The sequence below is a fragment of the Nocardiopsis flavescens genome (genome assembly GCF_900141985.1).
Taxonomy (GTDB): Bacteria; Actinomycetota; Actinomycetes; order Streptosporangiales; family Streptosporangiaceae; genus Nocardiopsis; species Nocardiopsis flavescens.
Genome location: NZ_FQZK01000007.1, coordinates 85554 through 101530, shown reverse-complemented (window position 1 = coordinate 101530; position 15977 = coordinate 85554). Strand labels below are relative to the sequence as shown.

General features: G+C 75.5%; 13 protein-coding genes. 7 read left to right on the top strand and 6 right to left on the bottom strand.

Annotated features, from left to right (window positions below; all coding sequences use genetic code 11):
- Positions 1-8 precede the first annotated feature (8 nt).
- A complete protein-coding gene (locus BUE45_RS13910; RefSeq protein WP_073379742.1) occupies positions 9-1184 on the top strand; it encodes an MFS transporter in 1176 nt (391 codons plus the stop codon).
- Here the strand turns inward: BUE45_RS13910 and BUE45_RS13905 are convergent.
- The 3 genes from BUE45_RS13905 to BUE45_RS13895 form a co-directional block, all read right to left on the bottom strand.
- Positions 1171-2148, bottom strand: coding sequence for a coiled-coil domain-containing protein (locus BUE45_RS13905; RefSeq protein WP_073379741.1), 978 nt, complete (start codon positions 2146-2148; stop codon positions 1171-1173). The two genes, BUE45_RS13910 and BUE45_RS13905, sit on opposite strands and share 14 nt — an antisense overlap.
- A gap of 187 nt (positions 2149-2335) precedes the next feature.
- Positions 2336-2887 carry a peptide deformylase gene (locus tag BUE45_RS13900; RefSeq protein ID WP_073379740.1) on the bottom strand — a complete coding sequence of 184 codons (552 nt, stop codon included), beginning with the start codon at positions 2885-2887 and terminating at the stop codon, positions 2336-2338.
- 43 nt (positions 2888-2930) lie between these two features.
- Positions 2931-3746, bottom strand: coding sequence for an aminoglycoside adenylyltransferase domain-containing protein (locus BUE45_RS13895; protein ID WP_073379739.1), 816 nt, complete (start codon positions 3744-3746; stop codon positions 2931-2933).
- Positions 3747-4561: 815 nt separating this feature from the next.
- Here BUE45_RS13895 and BUE45_RS13890 point away from each other — a divergent pair.
- Together BUE45_RS13890 and BUE45_RS13885 are read left to right on the top strand one after the other, a co-directional pair.
- Positions 4562-5239, top strand: a complete 678-nt coding sequence (locus tag BUE45_RS13890) for a sirohydrochlorin chelatase (RefSeq protein ID WP_073379738.1) — start codon at positions 4562-4564, stop codon at positions 5237-5239.
- A 353-nt stretch (positions 5240-5592) separates the two neighbouring features.
- The gene (locus BUE45_RS13885) at positions 5593-6525 is read left to right on the top strand and encodes an aminoglycoside phosphotransferase family protein (protein WP_073379737.1); all 933 of its coding nucleotides are present in this window, start codon (positions 5593-5595) and stop codon (positions 6523-6525) included.
- Between the two features lie 29 nt (positions 6526-6554).
- Here the strand turns inward: BUE45_RS13885 and BUE45_RS13880 are convergent, their stop codons facing one another.
- Both BUE45_RS13880 and BUE45_RS13875 read right to left on the bottom strand, forming a co-directional pair.
- Entirely contained in the window at positions 6555-7232 is a 678-nt protein-coding gene (locus tag BUE45_RS13880) for a response regulator (protein WP_073379736.1), read from the bottom strand.
- The gene (locus BUE45_RS13875; RefSeq protein WP_073379735.1) at positions 7213-9831 is read right to left on the bottom strand and encodes an ATP-binding protein; all 2619 of its coding nucleotides are present in this window, start codon (positions 9829-9831) and stop codon (positions 7213-7215) included. Before BUE45_RS13875 ends, BUE45_RS13880 begins: the two co-directional genes overlap by 20 nt.
- A gap of 483 nt (positions 9832-10314) precedes the next feature.
- Here BUE45_RS13875 and BUE45_RS13870 point away from each other — a divergent pair, with 483 nt between their 5' ends.
- Positions 10315-10956: a hypothetical protein gene (locus BUE45_RS13870; protein ID WP_178378531.1), complete on the top strand. Its 642-nt coding sequence runs from the start codon at positions 10315-10317 to the stop codon at positions 10954-10956.
- 160 nt (positions 10957-11116) lie between these two features.
- The gene (locus BUE45_RS13865; RefSeq protein ID WP_073379733.1) at positions 11117-11950 is read left to right on the top strand and encodes a hypothetical protein; all 834 of its coding nucleotides are present in this window, start codon (positions 11117-11119) and stop codon (positions 11948-11950) included.
- A 56-nt stretch (positions 11951-12006) separates the two neighbouring features.
- Here BUE45_RS13865 and BUE45_RS13860 read toward each other — a convergent pair whose 3' ends face one another.
- Positions 12007-13611: an FAD-binding oxidoreductase gene (locus BUE45_RS13860; RefSeq protein ID WP_178378530.1), complete on the bottom strand. Its 1605-nt coding sequence runs from the start codon at positions 13609-13611 to the stop codon at positions 12007-12009.
- Between the two features lie 17 nt (positions 13612-13628).
- Between BUE45_RS13860 and BUE45_RS13855 the strand changes: the two genes are divergently transcribed.
- Both BUE45_RS13855 and BUE45_RS13850 read left to right on the top strand, forming a co-directional pair.
- Positions 13629-14216 carry a TetR/AcrR family transcriptional regulator gene (locus tag BUE45_RS13855; RefSeq protein ID WP_073379731.1) on the top strand — a complete coding sequence of 196 codons (588 nt, stop codon included), beginning with the start codon at positions 13629-13631 and terminating at the stop codon, positions 14214-14216.
- Positions 14217-14259: 43 nt separating this feature from the next.
- Positions 14260-15786, top strand: a complete 1527-nt coding sequence (locus tag BUE45_RS13850) for a glycerol-3-phosphate dehydrogenase/oxidase (RefSeq protein ID WP_073379730.1) — start codon at positions 14260-14262, stop codon at positions 15784-15786.
- The last annotated feature ends 191 nt before the right edge of the window (positions 15787-15977 follow it).

Genomic DNA, 15977 nt, shown 5'->3' with positions numbered 1-15977 from the left:
AAGAGAGGATGATCCCCTCTCATCCCGTCGGTGCGCCCCCCGGCCTCCGGGGCCGCGGCTTCGCCCTGCTCATCGCCGCCACCGCCGTCGGCCTGTGCGGCTTCGCCGCGGTCCTGCCCCTGGTGCCGCTGTGGGCGGTCCGGGGAGGGGCGGGCGAGTTCGGCGCCGGGACCACCACCGCGGCGTTCATGCTCACCACGGTCCTCACCCAGCTGGCGATGCCCCGGATGCTGGAGCGCGGGGGCTACCGCTGGGCCTTCCCGGTGGGCGCGCTCATCATGGGCCTGCCCGCCCCGCTGTTCGCCCTCAGCTCCGACCTGGCGCCCCTCATCGCGGTCTCCGCGGTGCGCGGGGTGGGCTTCGGCATGGTCAGCGTCGCGGGGACGGCGATGGCCGCACGGCTGGTCCCGCCCGAGCAGGTGGGCCGGGCCACCGGCTACTACGGGCTGGCGGTGGGCCTGCCCCAGGTCGTCATCCTGCCGGGCGGCGTCGCCCTGGCGCTCGACATCGGCTTCGACGCGGCGTTCTGGATCACCGGGCTGTGCTCGCTGGCGGGCGCCGCCCTGTCCCTGGGCGTCCGGTTCGCCGACGGAGGCCGCAACCGGCCGCTGCTGGACGCCCCGCCGCGGGCCGCCCCCGGCGCCGGACGCGGGCCCTCGCTGGCCGCCCCGCTGGTGCTGATGCTGCTCACCGCCTCGTCGGCCGGCGCCGTCGTCACCTTCGTCGCGGTGCCCCTGGCGGACACCCCCTGGCTGGTGGGCGCCTCGCTGGCCGCCTACGCGGCGCTGGTGGTGGTCGGCCGGTGGAGCGCCGGGTTCTCCTACGACCGCCACGGCCGGACGCTGCTGCTGGTCCCAGGAATGGCCGCCGCGGTCGGCGGTACCGCTCTGATCGCGGCGGGCCTGTGGGGGCCGACCGCCTGCGTGCCGCTCGGGGCCGCCCTGTTCGGCCTGGGGTTCGGCGCGGTCCAGAACGAGACCGTCACCCTCATGCTGAACCGCGCCGGCCCGGCCGGTCAGGGCCGCGCCAGCGCGGTGTGGAACATCGGCTACGACGCCGGGGCCGGCGCGGGCGCGATGCTGCTGGGCCTGCTCATCCAGATCCTGGGCTACGGCCCGGCCTTCGCGGTGCTGGCCGCCGCGCTGGCGGCGGTCCTGCCCCTGGCGCGTGTCAGTAGGCGGTGACGTGCACGTGGTCGTAGTGGTTCTGGGTGACGTCGCCCCGGTCGTTCATGAACCGCCACTGGCGGTTGGCCGAGTGCCAGATCTGCTGCTCCCAGATCACGTACTCCACGCCGAGCCGGTCGGCGTTGCCGATCGCGTAGTCGGCGATCCGCTGCCCCCAGGCCTTGTTGTCCGCGGAGGGGTGGGTCCCGTAGCTGACCATGAAGTCGCAGGCCCGGCCCTCGCCGTGGTCGTCGGCGCTGCTGCGCCAGCAGCCCACGGGCAGCGGGACGCCGACGTTGCGGATGATCTCGTCGCGGACCGCGGCCATGCGCGGGGTGGTCTGCTCCCACCCGCTGCCGACGGCGCTCTGGGGGATGTCGCCGGTGCCTCCGCCGCCCTCGGGGGCCTCGGGCACCTGCTCCTCCTCGTACTTCTCGATCTTGGCCTCGACTTCTTCCTTCTTCTCCTCGAGCTCCTCGATGAGGTCCTCGGCGTCCTCCAGCTCGCCCTGGAGCTCGTCGCGGACCTCCTGGGCCTCGTCGCGGGTCTCCAGCAGGCCGGAGATCTGCCCGGCCTGGGTCTCACCGAGGTAGTTCAGGGCGGCGGCGTCGCCGTACACGTCCTCGGGGTCGCTGGAGAAGATCACGGAGAACGCCGGATCGAACCCGTTGCTGCTGGTCTTGTACTGGGTGGACACGATGGCCGACACCCCCGAGCGTGAGCCCTCCAGCCGCTCCTCGATCTCCGCGAGGTCCTCCTCGGCCTTCTCGACGCGCTCCTTGACCTCGGTGAACTGCAGGAGCTCACCCTGGTAGGTCTCCTCCAGCTCCTCGGCGCGGCTCTCCAACTCGTCGATGTCCACCTCGTCGTCGTCCGGCTCCGCCAGGGCGGTTCCGGGGAGGGCGACGGCGAGGGCGGCGACGGCGGCGGCGAGGGCCAGCGCGGCGCGCCTACCGCGCCGTGGACGGGGCGTGGATGTCATGTCTGCTCCGAGAGGGTCAGGGGGGCATCCGGACGGGGGCACCGTGGCGGAGGATGCTCAGCCGACCCTATGAGATCGCGGCGTTACATGCCTAGTGCGTGTACTCACGGGACTGTGGGGGAGTGCGCGGGGATGTGTCCGAAGATACCCGCACCCGAGGACCGGAGTGACCCGCTTTGGGGTGAGTTCAGCCGATCCCGCCGAAGGCGCTCGGCAGCGGGCTCGCGGGCGCGGCCTCGGCCTGCGGCATGAACCAGTCGGAGCGCCGGATGTCGCGCAGCGCCTGCTTGCGCAGCTCGGGGGTGAGGCGGTCGATGTACAGCACCCCGTCCAGGTGCTCGGTCTCGTGCTGGAGGGCGCGCGCCATGAGGCCCTCGCCGGACACGGTGACGGGCTCGTTGCGCAGGTCCACGCCGGTCACGACGGCGCGCTCCGCGCGCACCGTGGGGTACCAGAGCCGGGGGATGGACAGGCAGCCCTCCTCGCCGTCCTGGGTCCCGCCGGAGAGCTCCGCCAGTTCGGGGTTGACGACGTAGCCGATGCGCCCCTCGACGTTGTAGCTGAACACCCGCATGCCGACCCCGATCTGGGTGGCGGCCACGCCGGCGCGGCCGGGGGCGTCGACGGTGTCCAGCAGATCCTTGACCAGTGCCTCGGTGTGCCGGTCGAACCTGGTGACGGGCGTGGTCGGGGTGACGAGGACGGGATCGCCGAAGCGGACGATGGGGCGCAGGGTCATGCGTTCAGGGTAGTCGGTGCCCCGCGCGGCCGTTCCGGAGGCGTCAGGCGGTGGCCAGGCCGGGGCGCAGGGCGTCGTCGAGGACCATCTCGATGTAGTCGAGGGCGGCCCGGCGGCGGGCCAGCGCGCTCTCGTACAGGGAGGGGGCGGCGCCGCCGCGGCGGACGCGCAGGCACTCGTTGACGATGCGCTGCCAGCGCTCGGGGAAGGCGTGCAGGGCGTAGGCGCCCGCGCTGGACTTGGAGGTGATCTCCCCGGTCTTGAGGGTGAAGTGCAGGCGGCTGACGCTGAGCACGCTCCAGGACGGGGCGAGGGACCCCAGGGCGGCCAGGCCGCGCGGGGTGACGAGGCGGCCGGCCTTCTCGCGCCAGCGCCGCCACTGCTCGTCGAGGGAGCCCAGGGACCAGGTGCGCAGGCTCTCCCGCTCGTCCCACACGTCGAGTTCGAGCGGGTGGGGGCCGCGCACGGTGACGCCGTGGCGGGCGAGGGTGTGCCAGGTGACCGGGTTGACGTCGCCGCCGGACCGGACGCGGAACCGGCCGCCGGTGACCGAGGGGACGGGGCCGCAGGCGGCGGGGTCGCGGGTGAGGTCGTCCCACGTCACGTGGATCCCGTCGAACTGGGGCCGGGGGGTCTCCGCGCGGGTGCGGGCGTGCGCCTGGCGGAGCAGGTCGTTCTCCCGCGTGCCGGTGCGCCGGGAGGTGACGACGACGAAGTCGACGTCGCTGGCGTGCGGGCGGAAGTCGCCCAGCGCCACGGAACCGGTCAGGTAGAGGCCTTCGACCAGGCCGGGAGAGGTCCGGTCGGCGTGTGCGAGGAAGGTCTGCGCGAGTGTCCGTACCCGAGGGTGGACGGCCATGCTCACTCCAGTCTGGACGATTCGGTGCCGTGCGCGGGACCACGCGGTCCGGGGTGGGGGCCCGGGAGCGATGTGCCTGGAGGGTCTGTTGTGACCCCTGTTGCTGTAGTGGCATTCGTGTCCCACTTCCCAGTGTGAGTCCCCTTTCGGACCGATGGCAAGTGAGGGCGCGGCACTCGCACCCTGCCCCCACGGGACGAGTGGTGTGCGGTCCAGGGTGAAAAAGGGGGCCCTGCACCCTTGACACAGGGCCTCTGTGTGTGGCAAGGGATTCGTGCGGAATAGGCCGCTTTCGCCATTTTTCCGCCGTCCGGCGGCAGGGCGGTACCCGGTGCCGTTTTCGGTGTCACGTCAGGCAGGGAACCCGCGCACATTCTGCGGCACGTGCATCCGCACCGTGCGCATGCATGGGAATTCTTTTGCCGGGAATTTCTCCAGAGAAGCCGCGTGCAAATGACGGTCTTCCCCCGGTGGCGTTCCCCGCACGTGTCCCCGGTCATGTCGCTCCGGTCCGCGGTTCCACGGGGAGGTCGCCCGTGCGGCGTCGGCCCAGGTGGTGTGCGGTACAGGTGCAGAATATCCGACAAACCCGGAAGGGGCGGGGGTTCGATGAGGTGTAGACCACTGCTCGGACATATGGACACGCCCCCGTTTTTCGGCGATTGTTATGGTGCACCAAGAGATGTTCTGGTGATGACCATCACAGCCATTGTCCGCTGTTTTCCTGTGTGTAACACGAGGCCACTCCCCTGAAACTGTGCCTCTTTAGGCTCGCAGAGAACGGCAGCGATCCGAAAACGACGAAGGAGCCGCGCATGGTCCCGACGATGGTCCTCGTAGCCGACGACTCGCGTGACGCCCAGCGGCGCGAGGCCCTGCACGGTCTGGCCGAAGCGGTGGCGGACCGGGGCGAGGTCCCCGTCGAGGCCGCCTTCGGCAGCCCCGACCAGGTGGCCGCCGCGCTCCGCTCCGTCCGCGGTCCCAAGGTGGTCGTCCCGGCGTTCGTCGCCGGAGGGGACGTCGCCAGCGCCCACCTCCTCTCGCGCCTCGACCTCGGCGGGATGGAGAACTCCTGCCACACCACGCCCCTGGGCGCGGTGCCCTCGATCGTCGCGGACCTGGCCGCGCGCCTCGCCGACTCCGGGTGGAGCAGCAGGGACGGCGTCGTCCTGGCCGCCGACGGCACCACCGGCACCGAGGAGCGCCAGGTGGTCATGGACGTGGCCCGCATGCTCAGCCGCCGCCTCTCCTCCCCGGTGCAGGTCGGCTACCTGCGCACGTGGGCGCCGTCGGTGTTCGACGCGGTCGACCGGCTGCGCCGCGACGGCCACGAGAACGTGGCGGTCGCCGCCTGGCGGCTCGTCGACGGGCCCGACTTCGAGCTCCTGCGCGGGCTCGACGCCACCGCCATCACCGCGCCGCTGTGGCCGTCGGAACTGGTGGTGGACACGCTTCTGGCCCACCACCGGGCGGCCAAGGGCCGGCTCGTCTGAGATGTCCGGGAACAACCGCGCGAACCCGCTCCGGGTGACGTGACGCGCCCCGAGGCCGGCGACGGGCCGGCCGTGCGCGTACGGCCCGGCTCCGGGGCGGCGCCGGCCCGTTACCCGCGCGGCCGGTCTGGGTATGTGCCCCTAAGGCGGGAACTCCCCGCACCCCGGGCACGGACCCGCCGCGTGCCGGTGCCCGCGGTGCGCGCGACCGCCCGCACGCGTCCCCTCCCCGACCGCGCGGCCGGGACGCGCGAACACGCGCACCCCCGGGATCCGGTCGGACCCCGGCCACGCCGGGGCGCCGGCGGCCCGGACCCGGCGGAGACCGACGTGAGCCGACCGAAGGTGGATGTATGAACGACATCACGGCGCAGTTCGTCGACGACCGGCAGCGCCGCCGCCTGGAACGGCGCTTCGGCGTGCACGTGGGCGATTGGCTGGCCGAGCTGCCCGCCGCCGTCGACCGGCTCGCCTCCGAATGGGGGCTGACCGTGGAGGGGCCCGCGCCCCACGGCCGCACCTCCGTGGTCCTGCACGCCGTGGACGCCGACGGCCGCAGGGGCGTGCTCAAGCTCTCCCCGGACAGCGGCCTGGCGGTCGCCGAGGCCGGTCTGCTGCGCCTGTGGGAGCCCACCGGACGGGTCCCGCGGGTCTGGGGGGTGAGCCCCCGCCACGGAGCCGTGTTCATGGAGCGCGTCGAGGGCGACACCGTCGCCGCCGGGGGGCGGCCCGCAGACCTGGAGGCCGTCGGCGCCCTCATCCTCGACCTGCACGCCGTCGAAGCGCCGCGCGCCCGGCTCCGGGAGCTGCCGCCGCTGACCTCCCGGGTGCAGTTCGTCTTCGACCTGTGGGAGCGCGAGCGCGTCGAGGGCCCGGCCGCCGACGTGGTGCCCGCCCCGGTGATGCACCGCGCCTTCGCCCGCGCCCGCGACCTCGCCAACGGCCGCGAGGGCGGAGTCCCCCTGCACGGCGACCTCCACCCCGGCAACGTCATCGACGGGGGAGAGCGCGGCCTGGTCGCCCTGGACCCGCGCGGCTGCCTGGGAGACGGCGCCGTGGACGCGGTGGAGTGGGTGCTGTGGAAGGCCGGCGACCGCGCCGAGGTCGGGCGCCGGGTGGCCGCCCTGTCCCGCGCGGCGGACGTGGACGGCGACCGGGTGATGGAGTGGGTGCGCGCCTTCGCGCCCTGCGCGGCCGTCTCCAAGGTCAACCGGGGCCAGGTCGGCACCGACGAGTTCGACCTGCTCATGGAGCTGGCCGCGGGGGACCCCGCGCCCGCCCGCTGACCGCTCCGCGCCGCTCCGCCCGGCCCGGCTCAGGAGGTGTTCTCGAACCGGTAGCCCCGGCCCGCCTCCGTGATGAGGTACCGGGGCCGCCCCGGGTCGGGCTCCAGCTTGCGCCGCAGCTGCGCCATGTACACCCGCAGGTAGTTCGTCTCGCTCTGGTAGGCGGGGCCCCACACGTCGTGCAGCAGGCGGCGCTGGCTCACCAGCTGCCCGGCGTTGCGGGCCAGGATCTCCAGGATGTGCCACTCGGTGGGGGTGAGCCTCACCTCCTCGCCGCCGCGCACCACCCGCTTCGCGCCCAGGTCGACGGTGAAGGACTCGGTGCGCACCAGCGGCGCCTCCTCCGTGTGCGCCGACCGCCGCTCGGCCGCCCGCATCCGGGCCAGCAGCTCGTCCATCCCGAACGGCTTGGTCACGTAGTCGTCGGCGCCCGAGTCCAGGCAGCGCACCTTCTCCCCGGCCGAGTGCCGCGCCGAGAGCACGATGATCGGCACCTGCGACCAGCCCCGCAGCCGCCGGATGACCTCCAGGCCCTCCATGTCCGGCAGGCCCAGGTCCAGCAGGACCACGTCCGGGGGCCGCTCGGCGGCCAGCCGCAGCGCGCAGGCGCCGTCGGCCGCGGTGTCCACGTCGTGCCCGCGCGCCCGCAGGTTGATCGTCATGGCCCGGATGATCTGGATGTCGTCGTCAACGACCAGGACCCGCATCGGCCCCCCTCGCACTCTCGTCGTCCGCGCCGTCGGCGGCGCCCGTGCCGCCCGGTTCCGCCGCCTTCAGGGTGAACACCATCGTCAGCCCCCCGCCGGGTGTGTCCTCCGGGGCGAGGGTCCCGTGCATCGCCTCGACGAAGCCGCGCGCCACCGCCAGCCCCAGTCCCACGCCCGTGCCCTGGGGGGCGTCCCCCAGGCGCTGGAACGCCTCGAACATCCGCTGCTTGCCCTCGTCGGAGACCCCCGGGCCGCGGTCCACCACCCGCAGCTGCACGCTGGCGCCGTGCGCGCTGGCCGCCACCAGCACCGGGACGCGCGGGTCCGGGTTGTGGCGCACCGCGTTGGCGACGACGTTGGCGACCGCCCGCTCCAGCAGGCCGGCGTCGGCCACCACCCGGGGCAGGCCGTCGGGCACGTCCACGGTGACCGCGTCGTGGGGCAGGCCGAGCAGCGTGATCGGGACGACCTCCTCCAGGCCGACCGGGCACAGCTTGGGGTGCACGCTGTCGGTGTGCACCCGGCTCATGTCGAGCAGGTTGTCGATGAGGCGGTTGAGCCGGTCGGTCGACTCCTCCACGGTCTCCAGCAGCGCCTCCCGGTCCTCCCCGGTCAGCGTGATGTCGGTGGCCCGCAGGCTCGACAGACTCGCCTTGATCGAGGTGAGCGGGGTACGCAGGTCGTGCGAGACCGCGGCCAGCAGAGCGGTGCGGATCCGGTTGCCCGCGGCCTGGCGCCGGGCCTCGGCCGCATCCCACTCCAGCCGCTGGTGCTCCAGGGCGATCCCGATGTGCGCCGCGAACGCCCGCAGCACCCCCCGGTCCGCGGCGGGCAGCACCCGGCCGCGCAGCGCCAGCGCCAGGGTGTCGGAGATCGACACCAGCACGTCCGCCTCCTCGGGGGAGTCGGCGGCCGGGGTGCCCACGCGGTGCACCGGCCGCCAGCGCTCCCCGTCCAGCGGCCCGCCCTCGTCCTCGCCGCCCCCGCCCTCCGGGGAGGAGTCCACCCGCTCCAGCAGGGTCGCCGACCGCTGCCCGAAGGTCTCGCGGATACGCCGCAGCAGCGCGTGCAGGGGCTCGTGGCCGGACAGGACGCTGCCGGCCAGCAGTGTCACCGCGTCGGCCTCCGCCCGGGCCCGCGCCGCCTGCGCCGACCGGCGGGCCGCCATCTCCACGACGATCGCCACCAGCGTTCCGACCAGCGTGAACGCCACCAGCGCCAGCGTGTTGTCCACCGACACCGAGGGCCGCCCGTGCAGCGGCGAGAGCAGGGCGGTGAGCAGGGCCGCGCTCCACAGCGCCGACACCAGCGCCGGGCGCAGGCCGCCGACCGCCGCGGTGGACACGGTGATGAGCAGCAGGAGCATGGCGTCGGAGGCGGGGCCGCTGTCGGTGAACGGCGGCAGCGCCAGCACCAGGGACATCAGGGTGGGGGCCAGCAGCGCCAGCGTCCAGCCCGCCAGGCGGCGGTGCTCGCCCAGCCCCCGGCCCGGCGGCGGCAGCGGCCAGCGCCCGCTGCCCACCTCCTCGTGGGTGACGATGTGCACGTCGATGTCGCCGGACTCGCGGGCGACGATCGCGCCCACCCCCGGCCCGAACATGTACTGCCAGGCGCGCCGCCGCGAGGAGCCGAGCACGATCTGGGTGGCGTGCACCCCCCGGGCGAACTCCAGCAGCCCCGACGGCACGTCGTTGGCGACCACCTGGTGGTAGGTGCCGCCGAGTTCGGCGAGCAGCCGGCGCTGGCGCAGCAGGTCGTCCCCCTGGGGCCGGGCGATCCCCTGCGCCGGGACCACGTGCACGGCCAGCAGGTGGCTGGGCTGGGGGTGCCCGCCCCGGGAGCGGGCCGCCACCCGGGCCGCCCGGCGGATGAGCGTCTCGCCCTCGGGGCCGCCGGTCAGCGCCACCACGACCCGCTCGCGCGCCTCCCAGGTACGGCGGATCTCGTGCTCGCCCCGGTACCGGGCCAGCCCCGCCTCCACCTGGTCCGCGGTCCACAGCAGGGCCAGCTCGCGCAGCGCGGCCAGGTTGCCCTCGCGGTAGTAGTCGGCCAGCGCGGCGTCCACGCGCTCGGCGGGGTGGATGTCGCCGTGCGCCATCCGGCGGCGCAGCTCCTGGGGGGTGATGTCGACCAGTTCCACCTCGGCGGCCCGGCGCACCACGTCGTCGGGGACGGTGCGGTCGGGGCGGACCCCGGTGATCTGGTGGACCACGTCGTTGAGCGACTCCAGGTGGTGGACGCCGACCGTGGACAGGACGTCGATCCCGGCCTCCAGCAGCTCCTCCACGTCCTGCCAGCGGGTCGTGTTGGGGGAGCCGGGCGGGTTGGGCCGCGCCAGGTCGTCCACCACCGCCAGCCGGGGCGTGCGGGAGATCACGGCCGCGGTGTCGACCGAGCCCGACGGGTGCAGGGGCACGGCCTCCAGCCGCGACAGCAGCTCCGAGGTGCGCTCGCGCCGGTGCGTGTCCACCGCGGTGACGACCACGGGCACGCCGTCGGCCGCCCGGCGGCACGCTTCGGCCAGGGCGCTGTGCGTCGTGCCGACCCCGGGGGCCGAACCCAGGTAGATACGGAGTTTTCCTCGTCCCACGGCATCCATTGTCGCGCCGCGGAAACGCTCCGTGGCCGGTTCCGGCCGGAAAGGACGGCCCGGCGCGGCCGGGGCGGGCGGGCGATCCGTGAAAACCTGGACCGGTGTTCCGCGCCCCGCGCGCGGCGCCGCCTCCCCCCGAGGGCGCGTCCTCCGCGCGCCCGCTCCCCCGAACACCGTGCTTTGGAGTTCCTCCCGATGTCGGTTCAGCCGCCCCACGGCTTCCCGGACCCGAACCAGGGCCCCCGCACCCCCCAGGGCCCCCACGGCCACGGCCCCGTGCCGCCGGGGTACCCGCAGCAGCCGCCGCAGGGCGGGTTCCCGCCGCCCGCGGGCCCCGGGTACCCGGGCGGCCCCGGCTTCCCCGCCGGTCCGGGCCACCCCGCAGGACCCGGTCTCCCCGGGGGCCCGCAGGGCCCCTTCCCGCCCGGCGGACCCCACCCGCGGGGCGGGTACCCGGGCGCCCCGGCTCCCCGGCCCCGGCGCACAGGGATGATCGTCGGCGGGGCCGTCGCCGGAGCGGTGGTGCTCTTGGCCGGCGTGGGCGCGGCCGTCGTCCTGAACGCACCGCGGGAGTACGCGTCCTTCCCCGACTGCGACGAGGTCTTCGACGCGGTCGCCTTCGAGAACGCCGCGGAGATCACCGGCCTGTCGGTCGACGGGGAGTTCGAGGAGGGTGGGGACGGCGACCGCGGCTCCCTCCGGTGCGAGATCGCCCCCGACTCCGACGACGACTCCTCCGCGGCCTTCTCGGTCTTCGCCGAGGTGCTCGAACCCGGGGGCGAGGACTGGGAGGAGGGGGTCGACGAGATCGAGAAGATCCTCACGGAGGCCCCCGACGAGCTCTCCCAGGGCGACCGGGGCCCGCTCACCATCGACGGCGAGACGTCCCAGGACGCCGTGTGGCGGACCAGCTCCGCCGGCGACACCGGCATCGTGGTCGGGTTCGTCGAGGACGCGGACCTCTTCTCCTTCGCCATGGCCTCGAACATCTTCATCGCCGACAACCTGGAGGTGAGCGTCACCTACGCGTTCGAGGCCGGAGACCTCGAACTGGAGGACGCGGTGGACCTCGTGCGCTCCCTGGGCGGGGACGTCGAGACCGCGCTGCGCCGCGCGGGCGAGACCGCCTGACGCCGCGCGGGCCCGGGCCCGCCGCCCGGATCCGGTGCCCCGCGCCGGGGTCGGTCTCCGCCGGGGCGGGTATCCACCCGGGGGCGGCCCCGCCGCCGCGCGAACGACGCGACCCCGACGAGGAGGTGCGGCGCCGTCCCACCCCGGCGCCGCGGAACCCATGACGCATCCCCCGGACGACCGCTCCTTCCCCGGCCGCCCCGGCGGCCCCGCCTTCCCCGGCGCGCCCGGCACCCCGGCCCCTTCCGGGGCACCCGGCCCCCCGGCCGTCGCGGGCCCGCCGCCCGGTCCCGGGACCGGGCGCCCCGGCGGGCCGCACCCGCCCCGCCGCCCCGGCCGGGTCCGGGCGGTCGCCGCGGCCTCGACCGCCGCCGCGCTGGCGGCCGGGCTGCTGGGCTTCGCGGTGTGGGAGAACACGGCCGGCCGCCCCTACACCGCCCTGCCCCCCTGCCGCGACCTGCTGCCCTCCGAAGCGCTCGACACCGCCCCCGGGACCGACGCCGTCCCCGCCGGGGGAGGGTACGTCCCCGTGGAGGAGCAGGAGTGGCTCGCGCAGGACCCCGGGCTCGCCGGCACCGGCTACCTCGGCATGCTCTCCTGCTCGCTGAAGGACCCGGACACCGTCCTGGTCGTGGAGGTCTCCGTCTCCCTGTACGACCACGGGCTGTACCGGGAGTCCTTCGAGGAGGAGGCCGCGGACCTCGCCGGGCGGCTGGAGGACTGGGAGCAGGGGCGGGACACGGAGGCAGGGGACCGGGTCGTGTTCGAGCCCAGCGGTGTGGGCGACGCGGGTGCGACGGTCCTCTTCGCCGCCGACCCCGCCGTCCAGGTCCTGCCCCGGTCGGGCACCTCCGTCTTCCAGGACGTCAACACCCACACCCACATCGGGTTCTCGCTGCCCTCCGACTGGGAGGACGGCCGGACGGCGGAGTTCATGAACGAATTCGCCGACACCCTCCAGCGCCGACTGGCGCGGACCGCCGAGAGGCTGTGAGCCCGCCCGGGCGCGCGGGCGGTGCCCGCGCGCCCGGGTCCCGCTCGGTCCCGCGGTCAGGGGATGAGCTTGCCCGGGTTGAGCACGCCCTCCGGATCCAGCGCCGCCTTGACGGCCCGCAGCACCTCCACGCCCAGCGGTCCGATCTCCGCGGCCATCCACGGCCGGTGGTCGGTGCCCACCGCGTGGTGGTGGGTGATGGTCCCGCCGTGGGCGACGATCGCGTCGGAGGCCGCCCGCTTGGCGCGCTCCCAGCGCGCCAGCGGGTCCGCTCCGGCCGCCGCCGCCACCGTGAAGTACAGGGACGCCCCGGTGGGGTAGGTGTGCGACACGTGGCACATCACCAGGGCGCCGCCCTCGTCGCCCTCCAGCGCCCCGGTCAGGGCGCCGGCCACGGCGGAGTAGAGCGGCAGCAGGTCGGTCCAGCTCGCCGCCGTCTCCAGGGTCTCGGCGAGGACACCGGCCGACAGCAGGGTGTCGCGCAGGTAGGGGGCGGAGAACCGGTTCTCCCGCCAGTGGGCCACCGGCTCCGCGCCCAGCGGGGTGCCGCCCGCCCCGGCCAGCACCTCGCCGACCGCGGCGGCGCGGGCGGCGACCTCGGCGCCGGAGCCCTCGAACCCGAGGACGGCCTGGCAGCCCGGCCGCGCCTGCGAGCCGCCCAGGGCGGCGCCCACGAACGTCTCCGACTCGTCCAGGATCCGCGCCATGGTGGGCCGGGTGTCCGACTGGGCCAGCAGGCGCAGGGCGTCGACCCCGGTGGCGAAGTCGGGGAACGACCACGCCTCGTCCCGCACCTCCCGCGGGACCGGCCGCACCCGGACGCCCACCTCGGTGATCACGCCCAGGGTGCCCTCGGAGCCGAGCAGCAGCCTGCGCAGGTCGGGTCCGGCCGCCGACGCCGGGACCCCGCCCGCCTCCAGGGTCCCGCGCGGGGTGGCCGCCCGCAGTGAGACCACCATGTCCTCGAAGCGGCCGTACCCGGAGGACGCCTGCCCGCTGGAACGGGTCGCGGCGTACCCGCCGATAGTGGCGTACTCGTGGCTCTGCGGCAGGTGGCCGAGCATGAGGCCGTGCTCTGCCAGCAGCGCCTCGGCCGCCGGGCCGCGCACACCCGCGCCCAGGACGGCGGTCATCGACGCGGTGTCCAGGGAGACCAGCCGGTCCAGGCGGCGCAGGTCCAGGGCGACGACGGCGCCGAAGCCGCCGCGCAGCGGGGTCAGCCCGCCCACCACGCTGGTGCCGCCGCCGAAGGGCACCACCGCGACGCGTTCGGCCGAGCACACCTCCAGCAGCCGCTGCACCTCGTCGTGGTCGGCGGGGTACAGGACGGCGTCGGGCGCGGGGTCCGCCCCGCCGGCCCGGCGCCGCAGCAGGTCGGGGGTGCTCTTGCCGCCCGCGTGCCGCAGCCTGGCGGCGTCGTCGGTGCGCACGTGCGCTTCGCCCGTGACGGCGGCCAGCGCTGCCCGGACCCGCTCGGAGAGGGCGGAGGGGGGCGGTTCCACCGCCTCCTCGGGGACGGGGGGACGCGCGGTGAGCCGGGTGCGCAGCACCTGGGCGATGAGGTCGCGCAGTCCCGGGTCCAGCTCCCGGGCCCGGGCGGGGTCGCCCCAGGCGAACCAGCTCATCTCGGGGGTACCGCGGGGTGTGGTTTCGTCAGCCATGCTCTACAGTTTTACATATGGCGTCAAAACGTAATGTTGAAGACAGCATTCTCGACGCGGCGCGCGCCTGCGTCGTGGACTTCGGGGTGCGCCGCACCACGCTGACCGACGTCGCCCGCCGCGCCGGGGTCAGCCGGCCGACCGTCTACCGGCGCTGGCCCGACGTCACCGCACTGGTCGCCGACCTGCTCACCCGGGAGCTGCGGGGCATCCTCCTCGACGAGGAGGCGGCGGCCGGGCACGGCCCCGCCGGGGAGGGCGTCCGCGCCCGCCTCGTCCTGCACGCCGCCGGGGTGGCGCGCGCGATGCTGCACCACCCGCTCTTCACGCGCATCGTCGACACCGAGCCCGAGCTCATGACCACCTACACGTTCCAGCGCCTGGGCGAGAGCCACCGGGCCGCCCTGGAGGTCCTCGGGCCCGTGGTCGCCCAAGGCCAGGCCGAGGGGTCGATCCGCGCCGGGGACCCGGCGGTGCTGGCACGCCTGGTCATGGTCACCGTGCAGAACACCGTGACCTCCCGCCGCCTGTTCGCCGACCTCCTCGACGAGGAGTCCCTCGTCGGCGAGCTGGCCGCCCTCATCGACGGCTACCTGGCCCCCTGACCCGCGCGTCCGCCGTCCACATCCCCCGGAAAGGACCGCTCCCATGAGCAGCAGCACCTCCCTGAACGCCGCCCGCCGGGCCGCCGACCTCACCGCCCTGGAGGCCGACCCGAACATCGACGTCCTCGTCGTCGGCGGCGGGGTGACGGGTGCGGGCGTCGCCCTGGACGCCGTCTCCCGGGGACTGTCCACCGTGCTCGTCGAACGCCGGGACCTGGCCTTCGGCACCAGCCGGTGGAGCTCCAAGCTGGTCCACGGCGGCCTGCGCTACCTCGCCCGGGGGAGGGGCGGCATCGCCTACGAGAGCGCCCGCGAACGCGACGTCCTCATGCGGACCACCGCACCCCACCTCGTGCGCCCGCTGCCGATGGTCGTCCCCGTCCACCGCGACCTGGGCGGGCTGCCGGGCGGACTGCTCGCCCGCGCCGGGATGGGCATGGGCGACGTCCTGCGCCGCCTGGCCGGGACACCCGCCTCGGTGCTGCCCCGCCCCCGCCTGCTGGACGCCGCCCGCACCCGGCGGCTGCTGCCCGGTGTGGCGGCGGAGGGGCTGCTCGGCGGGGTGCTGTCCTTCGACGGCCAGCTCGTCGACGACGCCCGGCTGGTGGTGGGCCTGGCCCGCACCGCCGCGGGCCTGGGGGCCCGCGTCATCACCCGCTGCTCGGCCGAGACCGTCACCGCGGACGGCGCGGTCCTGCGCGACGAGGAGACGGGGGTCCCGCTGCCGGTGCGCCCGCGCGCCGTCGTCAACGCCACCGGTGTCCACGCCGACCGGCTCGACCCCGGGATCCGGCTGAGCCCGAGCCGGGGCAGCCACCTCGTGCTCGACGGCGCCGTGCTGGGGCACCCCCGGGTGGCGCTCACCGTCCCCGTCGAGGGGGCCCCGGGCCGGTTCGTGTTCGCCCTGCCCCAGCCCGACGGCCGGATCTTCCTCGGGCTCACCGACGAACCCGTGGCGGGCCCCGCCCCGGAGGTCCCCGAGGTCCCCGAGGAGGACGTCGACTTCCTGCTGCGCCAGGCCAACCGGGCGCTGCGCACGCCGATCCGCCGGGGCGACGTCCTGGGCTCGTTCGCCGGGCTGCGCCCGCTGCTGCACGGGGACGGAGACAGCTCCGACCTGTCCCGCGACCACGCGGTGACGGTCGCCCCCAACGGGACGGTCACCGTGGTCGGCGGCAAGCTCACCACCTACCGGGCCATGGCGGAGGAGGCCGTGGACGCCGCGGTGGCCCGGCACCGGCTGCCCGCCGGGCCCTGCCGCACCCGCACCCTGCCGCTGGTGGGCGCGGCCTCCCGGGAGGAGCTGGACGCGCTGGACGCCCCGCGCCGCCTGGTCGCCCGCTACGGGGCCGAGGCGCCCGCCGTGCTGGCCGGGGCCGCGGACGACCCCGCGCTGCTGGAGCCGGTCGCCGCGGGGGTCACCGGGGCGGAGCTGCGGTTCGGGGTGCGCCACGAGGGGGCCCTGGACGTGGAGGACCTGCTGGAGCGGCGCACCCGGATCGCGCTGGTGGACGCCGACCGGGAGGCCGCGCGGGAGGCGGCGCGGCGGGCGCTGGCCGCACACGCCTGAGGAGGGCGGGCCCCGGGCGCGGTGGGCGGTCCCTCCCCCGGGGCGCGTGCGCGAGGAAGAAGCGGGGCCGTCGCGCGGGCGGCCGAGGGGCCGGGCCCCAGGCGTGTGCGCGGGTCCGGCGGGGGAGCGCGGGGCGGGCGGCGGAACCGCCGGTTCCCGGCCGCGGGAGGGCGCGCCACACCGACATCCCC